This window comes from Streptomyces sp. ATCC 21386, from assembly GCF_018728545.1.
GTDB lineage: Bacteria > Actinomycetota > Actinomycetes > Streptomycetales > Streptomycetaceae > Streptomyces.
Genome location: NZ_JAAVVL010000001.1, coordinates 2,372,504 through 2,395,814, shown reverse-complemented (window position 1 = coordinate 2,395,814; position 23,311 = coordinate 2,372,504). Strand labels below are relative to the sequence as shown.

Below are 23,311 nucleotides of genomic sequence, written 5' to 3'. Positions count from 1 at the left end.
GCAGCCGCATGGCCAAGCTCACCACCATCTACACCTCTTCCCTACTCCTGAACGACGCTGTGCTAGCAGGCCAGTACGCGTACGTGTGGTCCTTCCATGACTGGAGCGACTTCAGCGGAGAAGGACGAAAAGACAAGCCGGAGATTCTCGTCGAGTGGCACAAGTACGGTGCGTGGGCTGGGGAGAGCCGGAAGAACAAGAATCTCCCCGAAGGCGTGGACGTGGAGATGCTGTGGCCGCGCAGCATCGCCACCACCGCCCTCCAAGCCCTCGCCGAGGGCTACGTCCACCTCGACAAGCAATTCCGCTACATGATCTCCCTCAAGGAGATCGACCCCGTCAAGCTCGCCAAGCTGTTCACCTACCTCGAAGCCGCGGTCAAGGGCACGTCACTCGACAGCGCCTCCGACACCGGGAAATCCACCCTGCCGGGCCTCGTCCGTGCCACCACGCCGGCGAAGCTCTCCCTGGCCGATGCCATCCTCAACCACGGCAGCCTCGCCCCCAACCCGCCCGACTGGGCCTACCAGGCCGTGCGCTGGTGCATGGCCGACAAGTTCGCCGGGACTCCCTTCACCGAGTACGCCATGACGCCGGTGACACCGAAGATCAAGGAGTCCGAACCGGCAGAGGACGAGAGGGAACCAGAGGAGACAGCCAAGCCCCGGCAAGCGGGATGGGCAAAGGACACCGAAACCGCCGTCACCCTCGCCTACCGGCCGCTCAGCGACGGCAGCGTCATCGCCTGGGACCACCCCTTCGGCCCCGCCTTCGCACACATCGGGCACCCGCCAAGCTCCGAAGCGACACAACAGATCGCTGGCAACTGGTCGGAGCTCGCCGAAGACTGGAGCGCCCGGGACTACACGCTCTCCCGCGTTGACACCAAGATGGCCACCTTCACCGGCTACACCAACCCGGTCATCCACTTCCACGGCAGCAACCGGCGCATCAGCAACGCCGTCATCTACGCCAAGACCGCCATGGTGGACTGCGGCGGCGACAAGCCGGTCCTCTCCCTCAAGCTGGACGGCCCCGGAGGCTTGAAGTCCGCCAACCGATACGGACTGGAGATCGCCGCCCGTCTGGACGTCGACCACACGGGCCTGCTCGCGGTCCAGACCCGGGCCAATACGGAGATCGACAACCGCAGCAGCGGCAAATCACTCACCATGGAGGCGCCAGGCAAGGTCCGGCCCCTGCACGCCACCACGCCCAAGAGCAACGGTGTCGGCACCGGCACCGGCACCCATCACCACCGTCTGATCATGGAGCACCTCCACGCCTCCTTCGCCCCGGAACTGACCGGTAACAGCGAAAGCGAAAGCGACGCGGTGCCCGTGATGACCCTGGTCAGTGACAGCAAAGGCTTCGGCAAGCGGTACTTGCAGGACACATCCCACCTGCAGTGGGCGCAGGGGAAGGCAAGCGACGACGAGAACAGCAAGAAGACAGCTGCCCGTTTCCAGGACAAGGTCGGCCTCCCCTCCCCGGACTCCATCCAGCGCTACATCGAAAAGCAGGGTGAGAACAAGCTGGTGTATCTCGGCCTGTGGTACCGGTATCCCACGCGGCAGCGCATGGTGCAGGCACTCGCCTGCGCCTACGGCATCGATCCCGAGACCATCAAACCCTCACACCGCGAGGTCGAGCTCCGCCCCGGTATCCACCTGGTGCTCCACAAGGCAGAAAAACTACTTCAGCACGGCACAGAACGCGCTGGCATCCGCCGCACCGAAGTCAACATGATCATCAACCGCTACAAGGAGCCGGGGACCCGCCTGGTCGTCTGGTGCGAAACCGAGATGCCCCGCACCGACCAGGACGGTGCAAACACGCCGGCCAACGGCAGCCGCACGGCCCAGAAAAGGGCTGAGGAGACCGAGAGGAACGAGAAGGACGCCAAGCACGCGGTGCGTGGGCTCTTCGCTGAAGCACGCGTGCCCAGCCAATTCACCGTGGGCGCCAAGCTCCAGTACCGCAAGGGAACGGCCGGCCCCGTCCTGACCGAGATCCCCGCCCAGAAGAAGGAGTACCACAAGGACCACGCCGCGTTCAGCGCCGTCCTTGACATGCATCGCAGCCTCGGCGTTGTCGACGACCGGTACGAGGCCATCTTGCACCCCGAAAAGAACCCGCTGCCCCGCATCGCCTACTGCGGCCTGCACTGCCGTATGCAGACCAAGAGCAACCGCTACCGGGGCGAGCCCCTCTGGATCACCACTGCTGCTGTGCTCATCCCACCCAGCAAGCCCGGCGGCGTGTGGACCATGCTCGGCTGGAGCAACATCACCAACACCTGGGCCCCGTACTACGACGCGAACACCGCCTTCCATGCCAAGAACTACCCCCTGCACAACGAAAAAGACGCGAGCAAGACGCGAATGGACCGATGGTGCGAGGTCGGCAGCGACGCGGCCCGTGCGCTGGTACAGCTCCAGCAGAGGCCCGAAATGGCAGGTCTCGATCTCGCCGTCATGCTCGACGGTCACGCATGGCGTCGCATTTACCCTGGCTTCCACAACAGGAGTTACGGCCTGACCCGCGACAGCCTGCCTGAGGAAGACAAGCGCCTCTGGACTCCAAACCAGGAAATTACGGACGAGCGTCTGCACCCGATCAGCTACATCCGCGTCAACACCATGCAGGACGAACTTCCCCGCTTCGTCTACGCCGAGAAGGAGTCCATGACCAAAGGCCGACTGGCCAAGGGACTCGACCCCTTCATCAAGGTCAGCCAGTATCTCGCCTGGCCCGGCCACCGGCCCGAGGGACACCCCTGGTTCCTCTTCAGCGAATCCCGTACCCACAACCGCAGCCGCCTCGGGGACGACCGCACCCGCTGGCGAGCCAGCGACGAGAGGGACCCGCGGGGTGAGAGTGAACTTAACGGCAACTGGCACTCCATCACCACCCGAGAGATCAATCCCATGTTCACCCGCCGTCACTCCCGGGAAGACCTCGCCCAAGCCACCGCCCGCCTCTCCCACCAGGCCATGGCCTGGTCCGAGCGCACCCGCTACCCCGCGCCCCTGCACGCCGCACTCCAGATGGACCTCGACCACCCTCAGTACAGGCGATCCGCCCCCAGCAGCAGGGAAGCCGACCAGGAACAGAAGCACATCATCGACTCAGCAACCGGAGTCTGCTGAACACCAGCGCACAACCGTTCCGCATCCAGAGCCCCCAAACGCGATCAACTCCGCACTGCCAGCCACGCAAGGTTGGCACGAGGAGACTCACTTCGAAGCTTCCGGGCTCCTTGACCTCTTCGCACTCAGCCGGCGGCAGGAACGGGGGACTCCCGCGACGCTCCCTCGCTCCCACGTGCCGCAGACGACCGCTGCAGGTGGCCGCGCCATGTTCAGCGCGGCACGCAATCGTCATGGCCGTGGCCTGGCACAAGGTGTGGCGGGGTACGGTTCACTCAAGGGACTTCACCTCGCCAGCCCCAACGAAGGCTGGCCTCGTATCACAACTCGTCGCAGCGTCAAGGCATCATGCGTGTCCAGCCTACGGACAGACTGTCCTCACACAGCTCTTGCCGGGTGGAAGGCTTCTTTCTCCTGAGGCCGCTACCAAGGTGAGGTTGTCGTCATGGCACGTCGCGATCCCGAACGTCCGAAGTACGGATTCACGGTTGCGGCGGCTGTCGAGGCTGTCCCGGGGGCCCGCCGCCAAGTCACCGTGCTGGCCCAGGACTTGGGCCTTGTCTTGTCAGGTCAAACACTGCAGAACATCGAGTTGCTGGCGAGCGAGCTGATCGCCAACGCCGTCCTGTACACGGATGCTCCCTGCGACGTCGCAGTGACGCGGACTGATGAGCGGCTCCGAGTCGAGGTCACGGACACCGACCCCTTCTTGCCGAGTGCCGTAGAGGCTGGGCCAGATGAGGAGAGCGGTCGGGGGCTACTGCTCGTGAATGCTTTGGCTGACGCTTGGGGGACGCGACCGGAACCGAACGGCAAGACGACATGGTTCGAAATCACGCCGGAGCCCTCGGCCGAGGACACCGACGACTACCTTGCGGATGCACCTCCTACACCGCACGCAGGTGACGCTGCCGTCCGACGAACCGAGTGTCACGCTCGAATGGCGTCACCGGTCAATTCTCGGTCGTCGTTCGGCACAGCAACTGCTGGGAATCAACATCAGGCTGCCTGAAGCTGCGATCCGAAACGGCCGCCCCCTGGTGAGCGGCGCTGAACGCCTCGCTCGGTGCGCTTGCCTCCCACCACACGACGCACGTCGCAACGCCGGCCAGACACCGTGACCGTCGCCAAGCTGGCGTCACTGAGCACTCCAAGCGGTGTTCCCGAGCGTCCTAGATTCGACGATCCGGAAATGGGTGCCGGCGCAAGCGGATTTCGCATGGGCCAACGGAACAGCCCCGCAGTTCTGCCTGCTCGACTGGGGAGCCTGGGGATGCCTCCTGCGGACTGGACGCTGCCTGGCTGTGGGGGAACTCGCCTGCCATCCCGGAGTTGCCCACGCGTATGCGCCGTGAGCGGCACCGCAACTTGGAAAGCCGGGCCAGAAAACTCAAGGCTCTGTTCTTCCGCGCCACGTTTGGGCCCCACGCTGACGCTGATGACTCTCGGCTTGGTCGTTGCCAACAGGACGATCTCGTGTGCGTTGCCGCCCAAAGCCAAGACGCCTGCACAACGGATGGACACGTACAGTCACGATCCAGACCCGTGTAACCTGCTGGGTGCCCGGTGCCGTGTTCCGCCGGGACGACCGGCTTCGCAATGATCATCTTCGGCTTGGAGGACGGGTGGCAGTGCAGCGGATCACGACCCGCAATGCCCGTTTCCAGCAGCTGCAGACGCTGCTCAACAACCGCACCAAGCGAGGGCGTGCCAAGGAGTTCCTCGTTCAGGGTGTGCGGCCGATCACGATGGCGGTGGAGCACGGCTGGACCGTTCGGTCGCTGCTCTACGACGCCAGCCGCCCGCTCTCCCGATGGGCCGAGGATCTACTGCGCGGTGTCGGCGCCGAGCGCGTCGCGATGGCGCCGCAGTTGCTCGCCGAGCTGAGCGAGAAGGCCGACGGGGCTGCAGAGGTCCTGGCAGTGGTCGAGATGGCGCCGGACAGCCTGTCGCGGATCAAGGTCCGCGACGACTTCCTCGGCTTGGTCTTCGACCGGCCGACGCAGCCCGGCAACATCGGAAGCATCGTGCGGTCGGCCGACGCCTTCGGCGTGAGCGGGCTCATCGTGACGGGGCACGCGGCGGACCCGTACGACCCCAAGTCGGTGCGTGCCTCCACGGGATCGTTCTTCGCCGTGCCCGTGGTGCGGAGCCAGTCGCACCACGAGGTCATGGAGTGGCTGGAGAAGGAACGCGCTCAGGGGCGGCCGGTTGCCGTCGTCGGCACGGACGAGGACGGCGATGCCGAGGTGTCGGAATTCGATCTGACCCAGCCGGTCCTGCTGCTCATCGGTAACGAGACTGCGGGTCTCAGCGCGGCCTGGCGTGAACTCTGTGACCACGTGGTCAGTATTCCGATGACGGGCTCGGCCAGCTCCCTGAACGCGTCGAACGCCGCCTCCGTTGTTCTCTACGAAGCGCGCCGTCAGCGTCTGGCGAAGCAGCGCACGGCGTGACCTTCCGAGGTCACGTCCAGACCTCGCCGCTGACCGCTCTCTTGTAGACCGCCAGGTACTGGCGGGCGATGGTGTGGTGGCCCCATCGGTCCACCGCTGTTTCGCGCACGACCTGGGCTGTGGGAAGCGAGGCCAGCACCGCCTTCGCGTCGCCGGGTGTGATCTCCCGCCCGGTCGGCAGCACCGTACCGACGCCGGGGACGATCTCCGGCAGGCATCCGTTGTCCGTGGCGATCACCGGGGTGCCGCTGGCGGCGGCCTCCGAGACCACGGTGGCGCCGGGCTCGATCCATCGTCCGCCGAACGGTCCTCCCCACGGCTGGGACAGTACGAGCTGCGCTCGGGCGTGTGCGATCAGCCGGGTACGGGCGCTGCCGCCGACCTCGCCCACATAGCGGACGGTGTGCGGGAAGTCGGCCAGCAGCGCGTCCAGGTAGTCCTTCTCCCAGGCCGGTCCGGCGACCGTCAGCGGCACGCCGACGGCGCGCGCGAACGCCGCCGCCTCGCGCACGCCCTTGTGCGCGGAGACCCGGCCGAGGAAGAGGAGATAGTCGTCCTTCACCTCCTGGAACTGACAGCGCGCGGGGTTGACCGGTAGCCGGATCACCGGGGCGGAGGCGGACCCCGCGGCAGTGCGTTGCGCGCGGGAGAGGTAGATGCCGTTGGTCTGGAGCTCCGGCACGCTGTTGAGGTGGTGTGTGCTCACCGTGGGTCTGTGGTTGTTGGCCGGCAGTGCGGCGGTGTTCGAGTGGTCGTGGACGATGTCCGGGCCGAAGGCTTCGATGACGGCGTGGATGTCGGCTGTCTCCACTGTGTCGGACACCGTGACGCCGTCCTGGACCGGGCTTCCTGGAGCTCCGAGGAGGAGGATCTCGCACCCGGCCTCCAGCAGTCCGTCCATGAGCGTGGCGACGACCCACTGGATGCCGCCGTAGCCCTGGGGCGGTACGGTGATCCACTGGCTGGGGTCGGCGCCGTACCGGTACGGCGGAATGACCATGGCTACCTTCATCGGTCGCTCCTGGTTTCGGCGTCTGCGGCGCTGGTCCGGCTCCGTGTGACGGCCTCCCGGCACACTCCGAGAAGCACGCTGGAGGTGTAGAGCAGGGCGAGGGCGGCCCGCACCGGACGGGTGCCGTCTCCCGAGTGGTTGCGGTTCCATTCCTTGGTGATGCCTCGCCGCGCGTCGTTACGCCGTGCTTCGCTGCGGCCCTGCCAGAAGGCGCGGCGCAGCAGGTAGGCCAGGGTCAGCCGGTGGGCGGGGATCAGGTGTTGCACCTCGGCGTCGTGCAGGATCGTGGCGGTGGCACCGTGCGCGGTCATCTCCCGTACGAAGGTGGTGTCCTCGGCGGAGATGAGGGAGTCGCCGATCCGGCCGAGGCGCTCGTCGAAGCCGACTCCCAGCAAGCGGGCGTGCTCGACGTCGATGGCGAAACTGCCGCCCCAGATCGACGCCGGCTGGGCCGCCGCGTGGGAGCCGAGGTAGTGCAGCTGTCCCGAGGTGAGGAACCACGGGCGGCAGCGCCCTTGAAGGTGGGCAGTGATCCTCGTCCCGGTGACGTGTGCGCCGGCGGTCAGGGCTTCGCGTATGTGGGTCAGTGCCTCGGCGGTGGGGACGATGTCGTCGTCGAGGAAGACGACGTGCTGCGTCGGGGCCTCCTTCATGGCCTTGTTGCGACTGTGGGCGAGGCCCTGGTTCCCCTCGTTGCAGATGACGCGTATGCGGGACGGAGGCGACGAGGCATCTGTGGGCAGCGGGGGCAGGTGCTGGGCGGGCATGTCCGCGATGACCAGGAGGCGGTCCCTGGGGTTCATGGCCGCAGCCGTGCGGGCGACAGCTGCCGGCAGGCTGTCGGGGCGGTTGCTGCAGATGACGATGGTGAGAGGTAAGTCGGCGCCGAGGGTCATGGGCGCACCTCCTGGCGGGGGCGTGGGCTGCGCTGTTGGTGGCTGATGGTCCGCAGCACATCGGCCAGGTCTCCGAGGGCGGCGATGGCCCAGTGCCTCGTGCTTCCCTCGGTTGTGTGGACGCGTTGGATTTTCAGCTCCCGGTATGCGGTCACGATCTCGGGAGCGACCCCAGCAGGCACGCTCCAGCCGCTGTCGACGTGGACGATTGCTGCCGAGCAGCCGAGAGCGAGTGCGGGAGCGGCGTCGTGGTCGGGCCGGTCGCCGATGACCGTGGTGTGTTCCGGCTTCCAGCTCAGCCGGTCCGTGGCCCACTTGAAGAGGCGGGGGTCGGGTTTGGCGTAGCCGACGAGGGAGTCGAGCGCGACGAGTTGGACTTGCTGCTCGATTCCGAGGGTGCGCAGGGCGGCGAGACATTCCGGGGGCTGGTTGGCGACGATGCATACCTCGTACTCCTCGGCGAGGTGGCTGAGGGCGTCGACGGCTCCGGGAATGGGCTGGACCAACGAGGGCCAGCGTTCGCGGACGCTCTGCCAGCTCTTCGTGCCGTTGGGCGGGAACAGGCTGGGCGGGGGTGATCCGGGAGCGCGACCCTGGTAGAAGTCGCGCGTGGCCTGGAGGAAGGCGTCCATGGTGAAGGCGGGATCGTCCGCGCGCGTGAGCTCCCAGACGCCCTGGAGCCAGGCGAGGTCGAAGGGCTCGTCGTAGTAGAGGACGCCGCCGACGTCGACGGCCAGGGTGCGGCGCGTCATGACGTCGCCGCCCGTCCGGCGGCCCAGGTGAACCACTCGGGCTTGTCCGCGGTGTCGTTCTCGATGCTGAGGGAGGTCGCGGGTACCACGGGGCCGTGCTCACGGGCCCAGGCCGCGGTACGTCGCAGACCTTCGTCGAGCGGGGTGTCGGCCCAGTCGCCGAGCGTCTTACGGGCAAGGCCGTTGTCGGTGTACGCGGCGTGGACCTCGTCGCGGGCCGTCAGGTGCTTGATGGGGTGGTCGGGTACGCCCATGGCGGTGCGCACGGCGTGCGCCATGTCCAGCACGGTGCTCGTGTGCGAGGAGCCGACGTTGAAGACCTGCCCCCAGGCGGCCGGCTGGTCGGCGGCGGCGAGGAAGGTGCCGACGATGTCCGGGGCGTAGGTGAAGGCGCGGATCTGGCTGCCGTCTCCGTACACGCTGATCGGCTCGTCGCGCATGATCTGGTTGAGGAAGATGGCGACGGCGTTGCGGTACGGGTCGCCCATGTTCTGCCGCTCGCCGTAGACGTTGTGCATGCGCAGGGCGAAGTACGGCAGGCCCTGCAGCTGCATGGTGACGGCGAGTTCGCGCTCCACGGCGAGTTTCGCGTTGCCGTAGCTGTCGGCGGGGAGGGGCCGCTCGTCCTCGCGCATGGGGACGTGTCCGTGGCCGTACACGGCGACCGACGAGGCGAAGCCGAAGAACCTGACCTTGGCGGCCAGCGAGGCGTTGATCAGGTTGATGCTGCCGAGCAGGTTGACGGAGTAGTTGTGGTGCTTGACGGCGTGGCTGATGCCTTCGGCGGCGAAGGCGGCCAGGTGGTGGACACCGTCGAAGCGGTACGAGGCGAAGAGTTCTGCGACCGTGGCCTGGTCGGCGACCGAGCCGACGACGAGGGTCGCGCCGTCGGGCACGTTCTCGGTCTTGCCGCCGTCGAGGTTGTCCAGGACGACGGCGTCGTCGCCGCGCTCGATCAAGGACGCGGCAAGGTGGGACCCGATGAAGCCGGCGCCGCCGGTCACCAGATGTGTGGGCATGGCGTGTCTCCCTTGGTGAGTGGGTCCCGCCGCCGCCCCGGAGTGGGCTGCGGCGGGTCGTGCGCGATGTGGTGCGGGCAGGCGGACCGCCTGTGCGACTGGTGGTTCAGGCTTCGAGGAGCTTGTTGATCTGAGCGAAGTCGCTGCGGGCGCGGTCCGTGATCAGCGGGAGCCGCTGCCGCAGGGTGGTGCGCAGCGCGGTCGCGTCGGTGTCGTTGACGAGCCGGTCGATGACCGTGGTGTCCTGGGCGAAAGCGCGGACGTCCGCGTGGATGCCGTCGACGTCGACCGTGGGGCCGTAGGTTTCGGCGAGCACTCCGTTGAACTTGTGTGAGTGGCCGATCGCGATCGCCGGGGCGCCGCCGGACAGTGCGCCGATCGCGGCGTGCAGGCGTTCGGAGACGACGAGTTCGGCCTGTGACAGCACGCCCTTGTAGTCGGAGGCCGTCAGCGCGCCGGGCAGCGCCATGACCTCCGGCATCCCGGCGGCTTCGGCGATACGGGCGGCGAGGATCCGGTCGTCGTTGTGCGGTCGGGAGTCGTGGCAGTGCGGCACGAGGACGACCGGCATCTTCCGGGTGCGGACGAGGGAGGTGGCGAGTCGCGTCAGCGCTGCCACGTGCTGGGACTCCTCCAGGGTGCTGAAGCGGGTGATGCCCTGGCTGGGGGCGAGGCAGAGGTAGGGGTCTCCGGGGGCGAGCCGCAGGGGCCCGAGCAGGGCCGATATTCGCTCGCCGGTGGCGGCCGGCAGCAGGAAGGCGGGGTCGGACGACAGTCGCACACGGTGATCGGGAAGGCCGAGCTTGCCCACGACGTAGTCGAGGGAGACGCTCTCCCGGACGGTGAGGAGATCGCACCGGGCGGCGACCGTGAGCCATGCCTCGGCATCGGCCGGGTCGCCGAAGGGGCCGACGGACTGGCCGATCATGACCGTCGGGATGTCCCGCTGTTGCGCCGCGGTGAGGGCGCGGAGGTACGGCGTGGAGACCCCGTAGTCCGAGGTGTGCAGGTCGCCCCCGGTGGCGATGACCAGATCGGTTTGGGCGAGGAGCTGTTCGCGGCGTTCGGCCAGTTCGGCGGGATTCTCCTGGGGGCGCATCTGCTGCCAGGAGCGGGAGACGACGAACGGGTCGGCCACGCAACGTGCCCCGGTGGGGGCGAGGGATTCCGCGTCGAGCACCGGGGTCTGGGTGAGGACGGTGACGTTGTCGCCTCCCCCAGGGCCTTCGGTGTTCAGCTGCTCGATGATGGAGCGGGCCAGGGCCTCGACGCCGCGACTCTCACAGCTGGTGATGCCGGTGATCAGGACGTTGGACACAGCAGACCTCTCAGGGATCATCGGGTGAACCGGATGAGTTCGGCCAGAACCGTGCGGTAGTTGAAGCGTTCGTGTACTCGGCGCTGGATGGTCGCCAGCCGCTCGCGGTACCGGATCGGCTCACGGATCATCCGGGCGAGGCTGTCGGCCGGATCGTCGCCGAGCAGGAAGAGCTCCACGTCGTCGCCATAGAGGGCGGATAGGTAGCCCAGGTCCGGCCAGAGCGCGGGGATGCTGCCCGAGGCGAGGGTTTCGAACATGCGGGGGGTCAGCAGCTCCATCCGCGCGAGCAGCGGACGAGCCAGCACCGGCGTGATCGCCGCCTGGGACATGGCGGAGACCACGTGACCGAACGGAACGGGTGGCGCCACCTCGACACCGTGATCCCGCATCCAGCCGGGCACGTTGGTGGTGGCCGTCTGGTGGTCGGGGTGCGGGTCGCCGGTCCACCAGCGTCCGCACACGCGGATGCGTCGGATCGGCGGCTGGGCGTCGGCCGCGGCCCGGATGAGGCTGGTCATCTCGCTCCAGCGCCACCAGTTCGCGCCGACGTACTGCAGCTCGTACGGCAGTGACCGCGGGTGCGGGAGGTCGCTGGCGAGACGGTGGATGTCCGGCATTCCGAAGTAGCTGAAAAACTCGGCCCCGTCGGGAAGTTCATTCAGGCGCGGCTGCAGGATCAGATCGCTGAGGTCGGCATACAGCTTGTGCCAGGACTCGATGGTGTCCGCACCCGCGTTGTCGTCCGCGCCGGCGGTGACGTACGGACCCCAGTGACCGTCGGGATCCACGATGATGCGCCGCTGCCGCGGCACGGCCTCGCAGAGTTCACGCTGCTGGGTCGAGAGGAACTGCCTGCTCTCGAAGACGAGGACCAGGTGGGTGGCCCAGCTGATGTCGTCCACGAGCGGCAGGTGACCGTTCACCGTGCCGTCCAGGCGCGACAGTTGGCTTGAGACACCGACCTCGCATCCGGATGCCGAGGCGACCCGGGCGTACTCGGCGATCATGTGGCTGGAGCCCGCGTTCCAGTGGAAGACACCGGCGAACAGAATCCGGGGTGTGGTCATCGCGCACCCCTTGCCTGCGGTTGAGCGTGGCTGCCCGTCGGCGAGCCGAGCCGGCGGTGGGCACGTCGCCGGGTGCGGATCAGAGGTGCGCGGCGCACGAGCCAGCACACGGCTTCTGCGGTTTCCCAGGTCCCACGCCACCAGGTGGTCACCCCGCCCACGCCACGTCCGCGCAGATCGTCCTTCAGCCACCGGGTCGCCAGTCGCAGCATGGGCAGCGGGCGCCAGTCGATGTCGGTGAGGAGGTAGTAGTAGCGGTTGCGGCGCATCTGGACGCGCCGATAGCTGCTGCCGGCCGTTCCCCCACCGCCGAAGTGCTGTATGCCGACGTCGAGCAGGAGCGCGACGCGCCATCCGGCCCAGCGGGATCGGCGGCACAGGTCGGTCTCCTCGTAGTACGTGTGGAAGACCTCGTCGAGGAGTCCGACGGTGCGCAGCAGCGCGGCACGTACGAAGAAGGCGGAGCCTTGGACGTACGCGTGCTCCAGGGTGTTCGGGGCCCGGCCTTCGGGTGGGCTGGCCGGCGAGGGGTGGTTCGGCCAGTCGCCGGCGAAGGCGTGCTGCTCGCCCCAGCGCAGAGCGGACTTCGACCAGTCGTTGTACGCGCCCAAAGCGGTGCTGCCTGACTCGTCGTACTCGTACTGCATGGGGCCGACCACGCCGTAGTCGGTCCAGGTCTCCATGAACTCGGCCAGGTCGCGCACCAGCGACTTCGGGGTCTGGGTGTCCGGGTTGACGAGGAAGACGTAGTCGGCGCCGTCGGCGAGGGCCGCGCGCATGCCGATGTTGTTGGCGCGGGCGAAGCCGACGTTGCTCTCGTTCTGGATGACCCGCACCTCGGGAAAACGGTCCTTGACGAAGGCCGTGCTGCCGTCGTAGGAGTCGTTGTCCACGTACCAGACCGTCAGGTCGATCCCGGGGACGTCGCTGTCCAGGAGCGTGGCGAAGCAAGGCTCCAGCCAACGGGACTCGTTGGTGCCCACCGTGATGGTGGCCACCCGCACCCTGGCACTCTCGCCAGTGGGGTTGGGGATGGTCACGGCAGCTCCCGGTCGGCGGGGGCGAACTCGATGACGATGCTGCGGCGGATCCTCGGGGAGGTGTTGCGGCGCGAGGCGTGGGCGATACGTACGTCGTGTACGGCGATGTCACCGGCCGAGAGCGGGAGGGCGCGGACCGGACCCCGCGCCTGGAGCGCCTCGGCCTCTTCCGCGTCGGGCGTCAGGTGGGAGCCAGGAACGAACTCGAGGCATCCGTTGCCCACGTCGGAGTCGTCGAGGAAGACGCTGAGGTTGCACACGGTGTGCGGAGGAACATTGGTCCGGTCTCGGTGCCAGGGCACGGGGGCGGCCACTCCCGGCAGTTTGACGATCATTGCGCAGGCGGTGGCGCGTAGGGGTCTGCCGAGGATGGCGACGGCCATCGGGTGCAGCGGGCCGTCGTCGGCGTAGAGGCGTGTAGCCGCCGGGGAGCCCTGGTTCTCCAGGTTGTGGATGCGGTAGAGAACGGGTGCGTCCGTGCCTGCGGGGGTGAAGTGCCAGTAGTCGTCTGAGCGGTACGCGTCCCGGGTGAAGCGCCGGATCAGGGCATCAGCCTCCGTGCGGAGGGCTTCGAGGGACTCTCCCGCGATCTTTTGGGATAAGACCGCGTAGCCGTCCGCGCGGAAGTCCTGGAGAAACCCGTCGCCGAGCTGTTGCCTGTGCGACAGGGCCTCGGCGGACTCCGTCCCTCGTGGTGCGTGTCGCGTCATCGTTCCCTCACTGCGGTGTCGTTGAGCTGCGCGGCGAACCAGTCGATGGTGGTGCTCAGGCCCTTGCGGGGATCGGTCTCCGGCTTCCAGCCGAACTGCTCCCAGGCGAGGGTGATGTCGGGTCTGCGGCGCTCCGGGTCGTCGACCGGGCGGTCGACGAACTCGACGGGCGCGGCGGACCCGGTCACTTCACGCACCAGGTGTGCGAGTTCCAAGACCGTGGTCTCGGCGGGATTGCCCAGGTTGACGGGGCCGGGGTGGCTGCCCGCGGCGACGGCGAGGATGCCCCTGACCGTGTCGCTGACGTAGCACAGGGACCGCGTCTGCGAGCCGTCGCCGGTGACGGTCAGTGGCTCGCCCGCCAGCGCCTGGCGGATGAAGTTCGGTACCGCTCGCCCGTCCTCCGCGCGCATCCGCGGCCCGAACGTGTTGAAGATCCGTACGATCGCGGTGTCGACACCGTGCTCGGTGCGGTAGGCGGTGGTCGCCGCCTCCGCGAACCTCTTCGCCTCGTCGTACACGCTGCGCGGCCCCACCGGGTTGACGTTGCCCCAGTACGACTCCCGCTGAGGGTGCTCCAGCGGGTCGCCGTACACCTCGGAGGTGGAGGCGAGTACGAAGCGGGCCTTCTTCACTCTGGCCAACTCCAGGGCGCTGAAGGTTCCCAGGGAACCGGCCTGAAGCGTCTGGACCGGCAGACGCAGGTAGTCCTGCGGAGAGGCTGGCGAGGCGAGGTGGAGTACGAGATCGACCTCCCCGGGTATCGGGATCGGGTCGGTGACGTCGTGGACCATCAACTCGAACCGGTCGTCCAGCTGACGGTGTACGACGTTGTCCTCCGTGCCCGTAAGGAGGTTGTCCACGCACACCACCTCGACACCGCTGTCGAGCAGCAGGTCGCACAGGTGTGAACCGACGAATCCACAGCCGCCGGTGACGACCACGCGGCGGAAGGGGGCCCGGTTCGAATCCGGGCGGTGCCTCCGTAAAGAGGTACTCATAGCGCCTCATTCCTCACAATGTGAACGAAAGTTGGCATGGCTGTGCCACACAGCAGGTGTGGCGAGAAGTACGACGAGCTCAGCGGCGTTCGGCAGGGCCGGCGTGCAGCCGCAGTGCCTGGTGAGCGCGACCAGGAGCAGGCTCCGGTCGGCCTCGGAGATTTCGCCGTTGTCCCTCAGCGGGTTCGGCGACAGCCTGGTCAATCACTTCGACGACGACATCGTCATCGGCCTACCAGACTTCACCCCGTCGCGCCGGAGTCCCCTGTGGTTCTATCGGCGTCGGCGACGAGTTCGGTCTGTGACCAGGCCGTCGTCCTTGACGACATACGGGCCCGGCCAGCCGCTGAAGCAGCGGTGGGCGATGCGGCGTGCCACGCCGGCAGCGACCGGTTCGGCCACCAGGGAGCACCGGAGCCGAGGCGTCCTTGTGGACTGCCTGGTGTTGAGCGTCAAGGTCATCATCTGGCCCTTGCCAGACGTGGTCCCTTGCCTACGCACGGCTTCACCTCCATGGGGAGCCACCGCGAGATGCGGAGCACGCGCGGTTGGCCCGCACTCCACAATGACGGTGAACAGCCCTCCTGCTTATGAGTGTTTATGAGCGTGCTGCCGTCGCCCCGTCCGACAGGCGTTCGCGCACGTGGACCGCGCTCCTGGTCCTCGGGGCGAGGTTCCTTATGTACGTGATGGCCTCCGCGGAGCGGCCGGTGCAGGTGAACCCGGACTTGATCAGCACTCGCCCCGAAGCGTGGTTGTCGGGGTGGTGCTTGGCGTCAACGGAAGCCAGGTCGAGTGTGGTGGAGGCGAAGTCGAGCACGAGCGCCGCCGCCGCGGTGGCGTACCCGTGACCCCATGCGTCGTCTCGAAGGATGTAGCTGAGCGCCGCCGAGGTACGGGCGGGGCGTAGCTTGATCACGCCGACCAGGTCGTCAGTGTGTTCGATGCCGAAGCAGTACAGCATCCGTGGCGTCGCACGACTTTCGGCGATGCGATCGGTCACCCAAGAGGCGGCGTTCTCAGCGGTCAGGGGTGCTCGCGGCAGGTACCTCACGGAAGCGGCGCTGTAGATGCGTCGGACCGCTGGTGCGTCGGTCAGGGTCACCTCGCGGAGCGAGATCACGGCTCAACCTTGAGCAGGAGCTCCGCCAGCTCGCCGGCCGTGGGCCTGTCCTCGGGTACGGCAGCGAGCGCGGGCCGGAGGGCGTCCTGGAGCTCGGGCCACACGGTCGGCGCGAACGGCAGACGACCAGTGGCGATCGCGTCTCGAACCCCGTCCGGGCCCGCGGCCTTCCGGTCGATACCCGCTGCCTTGTAGTCGAGCGGCCAGCCTCCCGAGGCGCACGTCCACAGGACACCGGCGAGGGCGTACGTGTCGCTGGCGCGCGTCGGTGCCACCGGACCGTCTCCGTGTGCGACGGCGGCAGCGATTTCCGGCGCCATGAGGTGCACGATGCCACCGCTGAAGCCGCTGACCGGCTCCTCGCCCTCACGCCAGGACCAGGCGAAGTCGATCAGGCGGACGCCCGCCGGGGTGTGGATGCCGTGGGAAGGCTGGAGGTCGGCGTGGATCCATTTAGAGGCGTGCAGGTCGGCGACTGACCGGCACAGGTCAGCGCCACCTCGGAGAGCGGCCTCACGTCCTCCAGTGCCCTCGCGAGCGGGGGTGAAGACCGCCCAGGTGGAGGGGCCGGTGAACCAGGGTGTGACGAGCCACGAGCCGCCGTCGTACGAACCGGAGACCGCCTCGTATTCGGCAACGCCCATGGCCACCAGGGTGGTTGCCTCTCGCAGAGTGGCGGCCACACCGTCGTCGTATCCGATTTTCACCGCGACCGTGCCCTCAGGGCCGGCGGCCTTCCAGACCGCGGAGCCACGCCGGTTGGTCAGCTCCTTCAGGTCGACAGTGCCGCCGCAGGCGGCTTCCGCTGCTGCGAGGGCTTCGGGGGGACAGGGAGGGAACGCGACCATGCCTTTACCGCCTGCCAATCGTGTGGGATTCGCTCGAGGACATCGCTCCCATCGTCTACCGCGACCGAGAGGGCATCCGCGAGATCAGGGGTGTCCTTCAGGAACTGAGGGTCGCGGGCTCTCACGGCGGGACGAACAGGGAGGAACGAACACGGGGGAGGCGGGATCGGGCGGCTTGATCTGTCGAGCCGCTGCTCGCCTCCCTGGAACTTCCCGAACATGACACCCACAGGGCCGTACAGGTTCTTCAGGGCCCAGTGCGGCCACGCCATCAACTCACGGTGTTCGACTCCTTGGACGTCCCCCAGGATGACGACGTTCTCACAGACGAGAGCGCCTCTCGGGCGAGACGCGAGTGGACGAACCCACTCCGCGGCCTGCACTCCCGCATGGAACAGACCAGCTTCCACGGACTCGGGATCGCTGCTTGCGATCTCGTACACCGTCCAGGCCGTCAGACCGTGTCGAAGGGAAGGCACGAGGTAGGGGCAGTGCGCGGACACACGGTCGATGTAGCCCGTGATGTCCACGGTCCGCGGAGCCGTGGTACGTGCCTCGACCAGGCGGAGCGCCCTGGCACGGGACCAGGACGCTCCGGTCAGAGGGCCGGTCGTCATCCGGCCGCGAGTGCCGAGATCTTCGGTGCGACGTCGCCGCCGTCGCCCGGGATGGGGCTGCAGTCCCACTCCGCCCACACCTCGCCGGTCTCGCGGTAGCGCGCCATGGCCCGCTGGTCGAGCACCCCGTCCGCGCCGGTGAACCACGCCTCGGGCAGCGGGCCGAACATCTCCACGTAGGCGTCGACCCAGGAGATCCGGCCGTAGCCGGTGTTCTCCACGTGGTTGATCAGCCGGCCGGCGCTCCGCGCGCAGAACTCCGCGTACTCGGGCTTGTCCAGGAGCTGGTGCCACTCGGCGTCGATGGCGGCCGAGAACATCTCGGGGGCGACCTGGCCAGCGTCGAACTGCCGGACTGAGACCTGGAAGAACTTGCCCAGCTCGGTCCTCTCGGGGGTCTGGACAGCGGTCACGCTGAACTCCTCTCATCTGGCGGAAGCGATCTTGGAACGAGTGCCGGGAATCCCTCGGGACTGACTCCCGAGGCCGGTTGGCGCCCGCCGGGCAGTTGGTCGCGGAAACTCGACGGGCCCCGCGCGGCTGCGCCGACCGGTCAGGTCTGGGGCTCTTGGATGACCGGCATCTCGTGGTGGAGACCCTTCCAGTTCGCACACATCGTGAGCGGACAGGTTGTCCGCAGGTTTTCGGAGCGAGGAGAGTTGACGGATCAGCATGCCGTGCTATGGGCGGCGAACCAACTGCGCGCATTCGGCGTGCAGTTGAGGGCCCGTTCAGGAACCCGAAGAAGGGCTTTCAAGGGATCGGCCACCTTGCTACCGAGCTTCCGCTGTCGTGTTTGGGTGATCGGCCGACGCGGCAAAGTAGTCCTGTGGAAAGTTCGGCAGCTGGGGGATACGCCTGATCACCTAGGGGTGAGACCGGGATGGCTCGCGGGGTGGAGCGGCACTGTTCGACGTGCCGTGCGACGCTCAGCCGATTCAACGTAGGACCGCGGTGTGGGCCCTGCCAGAGGGGCGGTGCAGTACCCCGAGTCGGACGTGAGTTCTGGGTGGAACCCGCAGTCGTGGCAGCGATCCGTGCCTGGGATCTCGGGGTGGTCGTGCGGCTCTTTCGGCAACACACCGGCCTCTCACAGGCAGCGGTCGCCCGGCTCGTCAACATCGACCAAGCCGAAGTGAGCCGGCTGGAGCGCGGCCGGAAGAAGATCCGCGACCGTCGCCAGCTCGCACAGTGGAGCGAGGCCCTTGGGGTGCCTGACGGCCTCCTGGGACCGTTACCCGACGTCGACCGGCCGTCGCCGATGGCGGACAGCCTGGGCAACCACCTGACGCTTCCTGACGGACACGGGCAACTCCTGCTGCCCGCCGGGCGGAACCTGCCGCCTACGGCGCTTCCCACGCTGACAGGGCCAGTCGCCTCCTTACAGGGCGACGCTCTGCTTCTCGCGTCGAGCGGGGAGGCCGAGGCATGGAGTCGGATGCCGCTCAGGGCCCTGCTCGTCGTGCACCACAGCGGAGACGGGACACAGCGGTACTTCGTCACGGACGCGCGCGGGGGCGTCCGTGACGAAGCCGGAAGCCCCTTCGCCATTCCCATGGCCTACGAGTTCGACGACTTCACCTTGGGGATCCTCTGGGCAGCGGCAGGGTTCGACTCCGCCATCCTTGGCGACGACGCTGCGCTTTACGGAGAACTGGACCTTCCGTCACAGGACTTGTCGGGAGTAGGCCGTCAGTCGGTCACTCTCGACGGCCTCACCGACGGATCCCAGATGCTCGTCGGCTCGCGGGCATGCGCCCGGTTCATCCTCGACCAGCGCGACGAGCTGGCCGGTGATCCGATCTTCTGGACCCGCGAACAGCGAGGGGAGGAAGCCGCGACCTGGCTGCTCTTCGAGCACAAGCATCGCTACCTTGAGCTGATGGCTCCCGCACGAGCACACGACGGTGTCGGGCGAGCTTTCTGCGTTCCCCACCAAGAGGTCGCCGCCTCGCCCATGTACGAGCGCGTGTTGCTGTTCCTCGCGATCGCGCTGATGGAGTCGTACGGCATCACGACCTGGGTGACCGACGAGGCGGACCTCCAGCAGACGGAGGGCTTCGCGCTCGTTCCTGGTCACCGGGCTGCCATAGCGACCTGGGTACGCGCTGAATCCGCGCCCCAGACCGCTCTGACTTCCGGGGCGCGTTCCCTGCGGGCCTTCGCGGGCATCACGGGCCACGCGCGAGCACATAGCGTCACCATGGGATCGACCTCCGGGGAGCGCATGGCGGCGACTTCGGACTATCTCGGCCTTGACCGAGCTTGGTTGACTCACCGCTGCGGTCAGCTTGCCGCTGTGGGAGCCACCGGCCTCGCCAGACCACGAAGCCGCCACCTCAGCCTTGATGCCTTGGACCGGGCTTGCGCGTACGTGGCGGCCGAGTTGCGGTCCGAGGCCGGTGACCCTGTGGGAGCGACCCGATAGCCTGCACGGAAAGATCTCCGAGGACGAGATCCAACCAGGCTGCGTGGATCGGAAGTTGGGGCGATGGCAGGCGTGACACGAACGGTGGCTGTCTACTCTCTCGGCGGCACCATCGCCATGACCACAGACCCGGCGACCGGGGGAGTCGTGCCGGCTCTCTCCGCCCATGACCTTCTGGCGGCTGTCCCTGGCCTGGATGGTCACGGCATCGACCTGCGCGTGCACGACTTCCGCCGGGTGCCCGGCGCCTCGCTCACCTTCGACGACCTGACGGGGCTCGGCGCCGAGATCGACAAGGTCCTCGACGGTGGTGACGTCGACGGGATCGTGATCACACAGGGCACCGACACCATCGAGGAGACGGCGTTCTTCCTCGACCTCCGCCACGGTCACGACCAGCCGGTCGTCGTTACCGGTGCCATGCGCAACCCCACCATGGCCGGCCCTGACGGACCGGCCAACCTGCACGCGGCCGTCATCGCGGCAGCTGACCCGCAGCTGCGTGGAGCCGGGGTACTGGTCGTCCTGAATGACGAGATCCACGCGGCACGGCATGTCCGTAAGTCCCACACCACCAGCCCTGCCGCCTTCGCGTCACCTGGCGGCGGACCCATCGGCCGGATCGCGGAGAACCGAGTACGGCTGGCTTCCCCGTTGCCCGATCTATTCGTTCCCCTGGCACCGGCCGTCCGTGACACACGCGTGGGCCTTTACACGGTCAGCCTCGGCGACGACGGCACGCTGCTCGAAGCCTGGTCCGGCCAGTGCGACGGGCTCGTCGTCGCCGCCTTCGGCGTGGGACACGTCCCTCAGCGACTCGTCGAGAGTCTCGAACGGCTCGCCGTACGCATTCCCGTGGTCCTCGCCTCGCGCATCGGCAACGGCCCGGTCCTGACCGGAACGTACGGTTTCCCCGGATCGGAGAAGGACTTGATCAGCCGGGGGCTCATCCCGGCCGGCGACCTCGGCCCCTATCAGGCACGCCTCTTGCTTCAGGCGCTGCTCGCCCAGGACACGGGCCGCGAGAGCATCGCTGAGAAGTTCGCCCTTTTCGCGGGCTGATCCCGCACGTCCGCCCCGCCCGAGAGGACCCGCATGCGTGCCCATGTACTGAACACCGGCCGGACGTTCGGCGTCACCTTCGACCACGGCGAGGACTTCTTCGAGGCACTCTCCGCGTTCTGCCGTGACCAAGGAGTGCGGCAGGGCTACATTCCCTCGTTCATCGGTGCGTTCGCCGAAGCCGAGATCGTCGGCGCCTGCGAGAAACTCGAAGACCCGAACGCCCCGGTCTGGGCCAAGACGTATGTCACCAACGTCGAAGCCTTCGGTGCCGGAACAATCGCCCACGATCCGGAGACGGGGGGAATCCTGCCGCACATCCACGTCTCCGCCGGGCTGAAGTCGCAGTCGGCCGACGGCCGTACCAGTCACCTCCTGAGCGCCAAGGTGCAGTTCCTCAGCGAACTCTTCATCGTCGAAGTGATCTCACCGGCCATGACCCGGCCTCGAAACCCTGAGATGTACGACGTGCCACTGCTCACTTTCGGCGCTCCGGAGTGATGCCCTCGTGGATAGACAAGGTCGTGATCGTGGACGACGGCAGCGAGCACGCGCATGAACTCGACGAGGTCGATCTCGGTGCGGAGTCGGCTGCCGTAGAGGGGCGTGACGTGCCAGCATCTGGTGCCGCATCAGGCACCGTTCGCATCGTTCCTGTCAGACTGCTCGGATGATCGTCAGACTCGCGGGAGATGAAGACTTCCCTGGCTTCCTTGGCCTGGCGGCCCAGGTTGAGCATTGGTTCGGTCCGATGGTCGAGGAAGGTGGCTTCCATGACGCTGTGCGCAAGCACATGCGTCGGTCCACGGCGCTCGTCGCTGTTTCCTCGGGGCCGGATCTCCTCGGCGGGCTGCTGTTCGGAGCGAAGGCGTCGACCTACCACGTTCACTGGCTTGTCGTCTCGGAGCAGGCACGGGGGAAGGGTGTCGGTCGTGCACTGATGTCGGACGCAATGCGTAGGTGGGTGCAGGGTCCGGGCAGCATTGAGGTCGTCACTTTCGGCGCCGAACACCCCGGCGCTTTCGTCAGCGGCGCGCGTGTCTTCTACGAGCGTCTCGGCTTCACCCCTGCCGAGGCTGTCGGTCCAGGACCGGAAGGCGGTTCCCGGCAGATCTATCGCCGGGCCGTCACCTGATTCACGCGATCTTGGCCCTGGCGACCACGGTCCAGAGGGCAGTCGGCCAAAGACATGAGGCAACACACTAAGTAGCCCCGTCGCGCGAAGTGCGTGACCACTATCCGTAACGGATGCGGCTTGTCGATCGCGGCAGTCGAAGAGAAGCGCGGACAATCTGTCCGTAAGCAGTTGTTCCCCAAGCTCTTGACGCCCGAGACGCAATGACCCTTAAATCTGGACCATTTCGCCCCATCTTGCCGTTTTTACGTAAGTTTCTCAAACCGCGTTGAGAGTCTCCGACGCGATACCAAGGGGCTTCCCCCTTAGTCGCCCCCCTGCCAGCTCCGTTAACACTTGGTGACTAGGGGCGCGCGTTAGGGCATTTTCCGTACCCTGATGCGAGTGCTCCATCGCGAAGGGACAGATCCACCGATGAGTGAAAACCTGACGCTGGGAGATCGTCTCCGTACAGCACGCAGGACCCGGAAGCTGTCTGCCGCTCAATTGGCACAGAAGGTCGCAGTCTCCCCAAGCTACGTGCAGAAGTTGGAGTCCGGCGCGCGGAAGGCTTCACCGTCGCTGACGCTGGCACTCGCGAAGGCGCTGCGCTTCGGCCCCGAGGTCCTGACCGGCCAGCCCTACTACGGTGAGCCAGAGGCTGAAGACGGCGTCCACGCCGTCATCCCTGAACTGCGCCGGCTCTTGCTCTGCTACGACAGCCCCGACGACCTGGAGATCGCACCCCGCGCGCTTCCCGTGCTCGCCTCGGAAGTGGACCAGGTGGCGGCCCTGCGCCGCGACGCCCGCTACGCCCCGATGGGCCCCCTGCTGCCACCGATCATCACCGAGTTGACGCACGTAGCCCTCGGGGGCGGCAACGGCGACCAGAGCAAGGCGTTCTGGCACCTGGCGCGCGCCTATCGTGCCGTGAACTCCCTGGCCCACAAAATGGGTCACCACGACCTGTCGAACACCGCGCTGGAGCGCGTCCGTTGGGCGGCCGACCGCTCCGGCGACCCCCTGATGCAATTCACGGCGGGCTACCTCGTCGCGGGAGCGATACTCCGCCAGGGCGCGTACTCGCCGGCACGGCGCAAGCTCCTCGCCCTGCGGACCGAACTGGAGCGGTTCCAGCCGGAACGCTCCTTCACTCAGGACGCGCTTGCCGTCGACGGTGCGCTACTGCTGAAGCTGGCCGTTCTCGAAGCCCGTGAGAACAACTCCGAGCGCGCCGACACGTACCTGCGGGAGGCGGAGCAGGTCGCTGGCATGGCAGGCAATCGCGACTCCCTGGCGTACGAGATGTCGTTCGGACCGACGAACATCCGCATCCATGAGGTGCACGCGATGATCGACATGGGTGACACCGAGCAGGCTCTCGCCCGCCTCACCGAATGGTCTCCGGTTTCCGGCGGAGAGTGGGCGCCGCCCGCTACCACTGTCGGCGAGCGGTCGAGCCACCACTTCATCGACGTGGCCTCCGCGAAGCTCGCTGTAGGCGACCGGGCCGGGGCCTTCGCGGATCTCAAGCGTGCGCGGAAGGTCGCGCCCAACCATACGCGGTTCCACCCGTCCGTTCGCGAGACGGCTGCGGCGCTGCTCAGGATGGACGCCCACCCTTCCAACGAGCTGTCGGCATTCGGCAGTTGGACGGGACTTAGCACAACCTGAGGTTGTGTCAAGGGCTCTG

Annotated in this window: 20 protein-coding genes; 8 read left to right on the top strand and 12 right to left on the bottom strand. The window is 67.4% G+C overall.

Translation table 11 applies throughout. The features are described 5' to 3' along the window. The first annotated feature begins 8 nt into the window (after positions 1-8). The 3 genes from GWK25_RS10490 (at position 9) to GWK25_RS10480 (ending at position 5,608) form a co-directional block, all read left to right on the top strand. Entirely contained in the window at positions 9-3,152 is a 3,144-nt protein-coding gene (locus GWK25_RS10490; RefSeq protein ID WP_215449531.1) for an RNaseH domain-containing protein, read from the top strand. 445 nt (positions 3,153-3,597) lie between these two features. After that, positions 3,598-4,164 carry an ATP-binding protein gene (locus GWK25_RS10485; protein ID WP_215449530.1) on the top strand — a complete coding sequence of 189 codons (567 nt, stop codon included), beginning with the start codon at positions 3,598-3,600 and terminating at the stop codon, positions 4,162-4,164. Between the two features lie 613 nt (positions 4,165-4,777). Next, entirely contained in the window at positions 4,778-5,608 is an 831-nt protein-coding gene (locus GWK25_RS10480) for an RNA methyltransferase (protein ID WP_215457312.1), read from the top strand. A 10-nt stretch (positions 5,609-5,618) separates the two neighbouring features. Here the strand turns inward: GWK25_RS10480 and GWK25_RS10475 are convergent, their stop codons facing one another. The 12 genes from GWK25_RS10475 to GWK25_RS10420 form a co-directional block, all read right to left on the bottom strand. Then, positions 5,619-6,620, bottom strand: a complete 1,002-nt coding sequence (locus tag GWK25_RS10475; protein WP_215449529.1) for a glycosyltransferase — start codon at positions 6,618-6,620, stop codon at positions 5,619-5,621. Continuing rightward, complete coding sequence (locus GWK25_RS10470) at positions 6,617-7,516, bottom strand: glycosyltransferase family 2 protein (RefSeq protein WP_215449528.1); 900 nt, start codon at positions 7,514-7,516, stop codon at positions 6,617-6,619. Before GWK25_RS10470 ends, GWK25_RS10475 begins: the two co-directional genes overlap by 4 nt. Further along, complete coding sequence (locus tag GWK25_RS10465) at positions 7,513-8,268, bottom strand: HAD family hydrolase (protein WP_215449527.1); 756 nt, start codon at positions 8,266-8,268, stop codon at positions 7,513-7,515. Before GWK25_RS10465 ends, GWK25_RS10470 begins: the two co-directional genes overlap by 4 nt. Beyond that, positions 8,265-9,287, bottom strand: a complete 1,023-nt coding sequence (locus tag GWK25_RS10460) for an NAD(P)-dependent oxidoreductase (protein WP_215449526.1) — start codon at positions 9,285-9,287, stop codon at positions 8,265-8,267. The genes GWK25_RS10465 and GWK25_RS10460 overlap by 4 nt, the downstream gene beginning before the upstream one ends. Positions 9,288-9,393: 106 nt before the next feature. After that, the gene (locus tag GWK25_RS10455; protein ID WP_215449525.1) at positions 9,394-10,626 is read right to left on the bottom strand and encodes a polysaccharide pyruvyl transferase family protein; all 1,233 of its coding nucleotides are present in this window, start codon (positions 10,624-10,626) and stop codon (positions 9,394-9,396) included. After that, positions 10,623-11,675 (bottom strand): glycosyltransferase, encoded by a 1,053-nt coding sequence (locus GWK25_RS10450; RefSeq protein WP_215449524.1) that lies wholly within the window; start codon positions 11,673-11,675, stop codon positions 10,623-10,625. Before GWK25_RS10450 ends, GWK25_RS10455 begins: the two co-directional genes overlap by 4 nt. Next, entirely contained in the window at positions 11,672-12,715 is a 1,044-nt protein-coding gene (locus tag GWK25_RS10445) for a glycosyltransferase family 2 protein (RefSeq protein WP_308404207.1), read from the bottom strand. Before GWK25_RS10445 ends, GWK25_RS10450 begins: the two co-directional genes overlap by 4 nt. Then, positions 12,712-13,425, bottom strand: a complete 714-nt coding sequence (locus tag GWK25_RS10440; protein WP_215449523.1) for a phytanoyl-CoA dioxygenase family protein — start codon at positions 13,423-13,425, stop codon at positions 12,712-12,714. Before GWK25_RS10440 ends, GWK25_RS10445 begins: the two co-directional genes overlap by 4 nt. Continuing rightward, positions 13,422-14,426, bottom strand: a complete 1,005-nt coding sequence (locus tag GWK25_RS10435; RefSeq protein WP_133910679.1) for a UDP-glucuronic acid decarboxylase family protein — start codon at positions 14,424-14,426, stop codon at positions 13,422-13,424. Before GWK25_RS10435 ends, GWK25_RS10440 begins: the two co-directional genes overlap by 4 nt. A 598-nt stretch (positions 14,427-15,024) precedes the next feature. Next, positions 15,025-15,531, bottom strand: coding sequence for a GNAT family N-acetyltransferase (locus GWK25_RS10430; protein ID WP_308404479.1), 507 nt, complete (start codon positions 15,529-15,531; stop codon positions 15,025-15,027). Positions 15,532-15,545: 14 nt separating this feature from the next. Beyond that, positions 15,546-16,397 (bottom strand): hypothetical protein, encoded by an 852-nt coding sequence (locus tag GWK25_RS10425; RefSeq protein ID WP_215449521.1) that lies wholly within the window; start codon positions 16,395-16,397, stop codon positions 15,546-15,548. Between the two features lie 613 nt (positions 16,398-17,010). Continuing rightward, entirely contained in the window at positions 17,011-17,427 is a 417-nt protein-coding gene (locus GWK25_RS10420) for a hypothetical protein (protein ID WP_215449520.1), read from the bottom strand. A gap of 611 nt (positions 17,428-18,038) precedes the next feature. Here GWK25_RS10420 and GWK25_RS10415 point away from each other — a divergent pair. The 5 genes from GWK25_RS10415 to GWK25_RS10395 all read left to right on the top strand — a co-directional run bounded on the left by GWK25_RS10415 (position 18,039) and on the right by GWK25_RS10395 (position 23,292). Next, positions 18,039-19,442 carry a helix-turn-helix domain-containing protein gene (locus tag GWK25_RS10415; RefSeq protein ID WP_215449519.1) on the top strand — a complete coding sequence of 468 codons (1,404 nt, stop codon included), beginning with the start codon at positions 18,039-18,041 and terminating at the stop codon, positions 19,440-19,442. Positions 19,443-19,505: 63 nt separating this feature from the next. Then, positions 19,506-20,504, top strand: a complete 999-nt coding sequence (locus GWK25_RS10410) for an asparaginase (protein WP_215449518.1) — start codon at positions 19,506-19,508, stop codon at positions 20,502-20,504. A 33-nt stretch (positions 20,505-20,537) separates the two neighbouring features. Continuing rightward, positions 20,538-21,005: a PPC domain-containing DNA-binding protein gene (locus GWK25_RS10405; RefSeq protein ID WP_215449517.1), complete on the top strand. Its 468-nt coding sequence runs from the start codon at positions 20,538-20,540 to the stop codon at positions 21,003-21,005. 169 nt (positions 21,006-21,174) lie between these two features. Then, complete coding sequence (locus GWK25_RS10400) at positions 21,175-21,639, top strand: GNAT family N-acetyltransferase (protein ID WP_215449516.1); 465 nt, start codon at positions 21,175-21,177, stop codon at positions 21,637-21,639. A gap of 414 nt (positions 21,640-22,053) precedes the next feature. Next, positions 22,054-23,292: a helix-turn-helix domain-containing protein gene (locus GWK25_RS10395; RefSeq protein ID WP_215449515.1), complete on the top strand. Its 1,239-nt coding sequence runs from the start codon at positions 22,054-22,056 to the stop codon at positions 23,290-23,292. Positions 23,293-23,311: the final 19 nt, after the last annotated feature.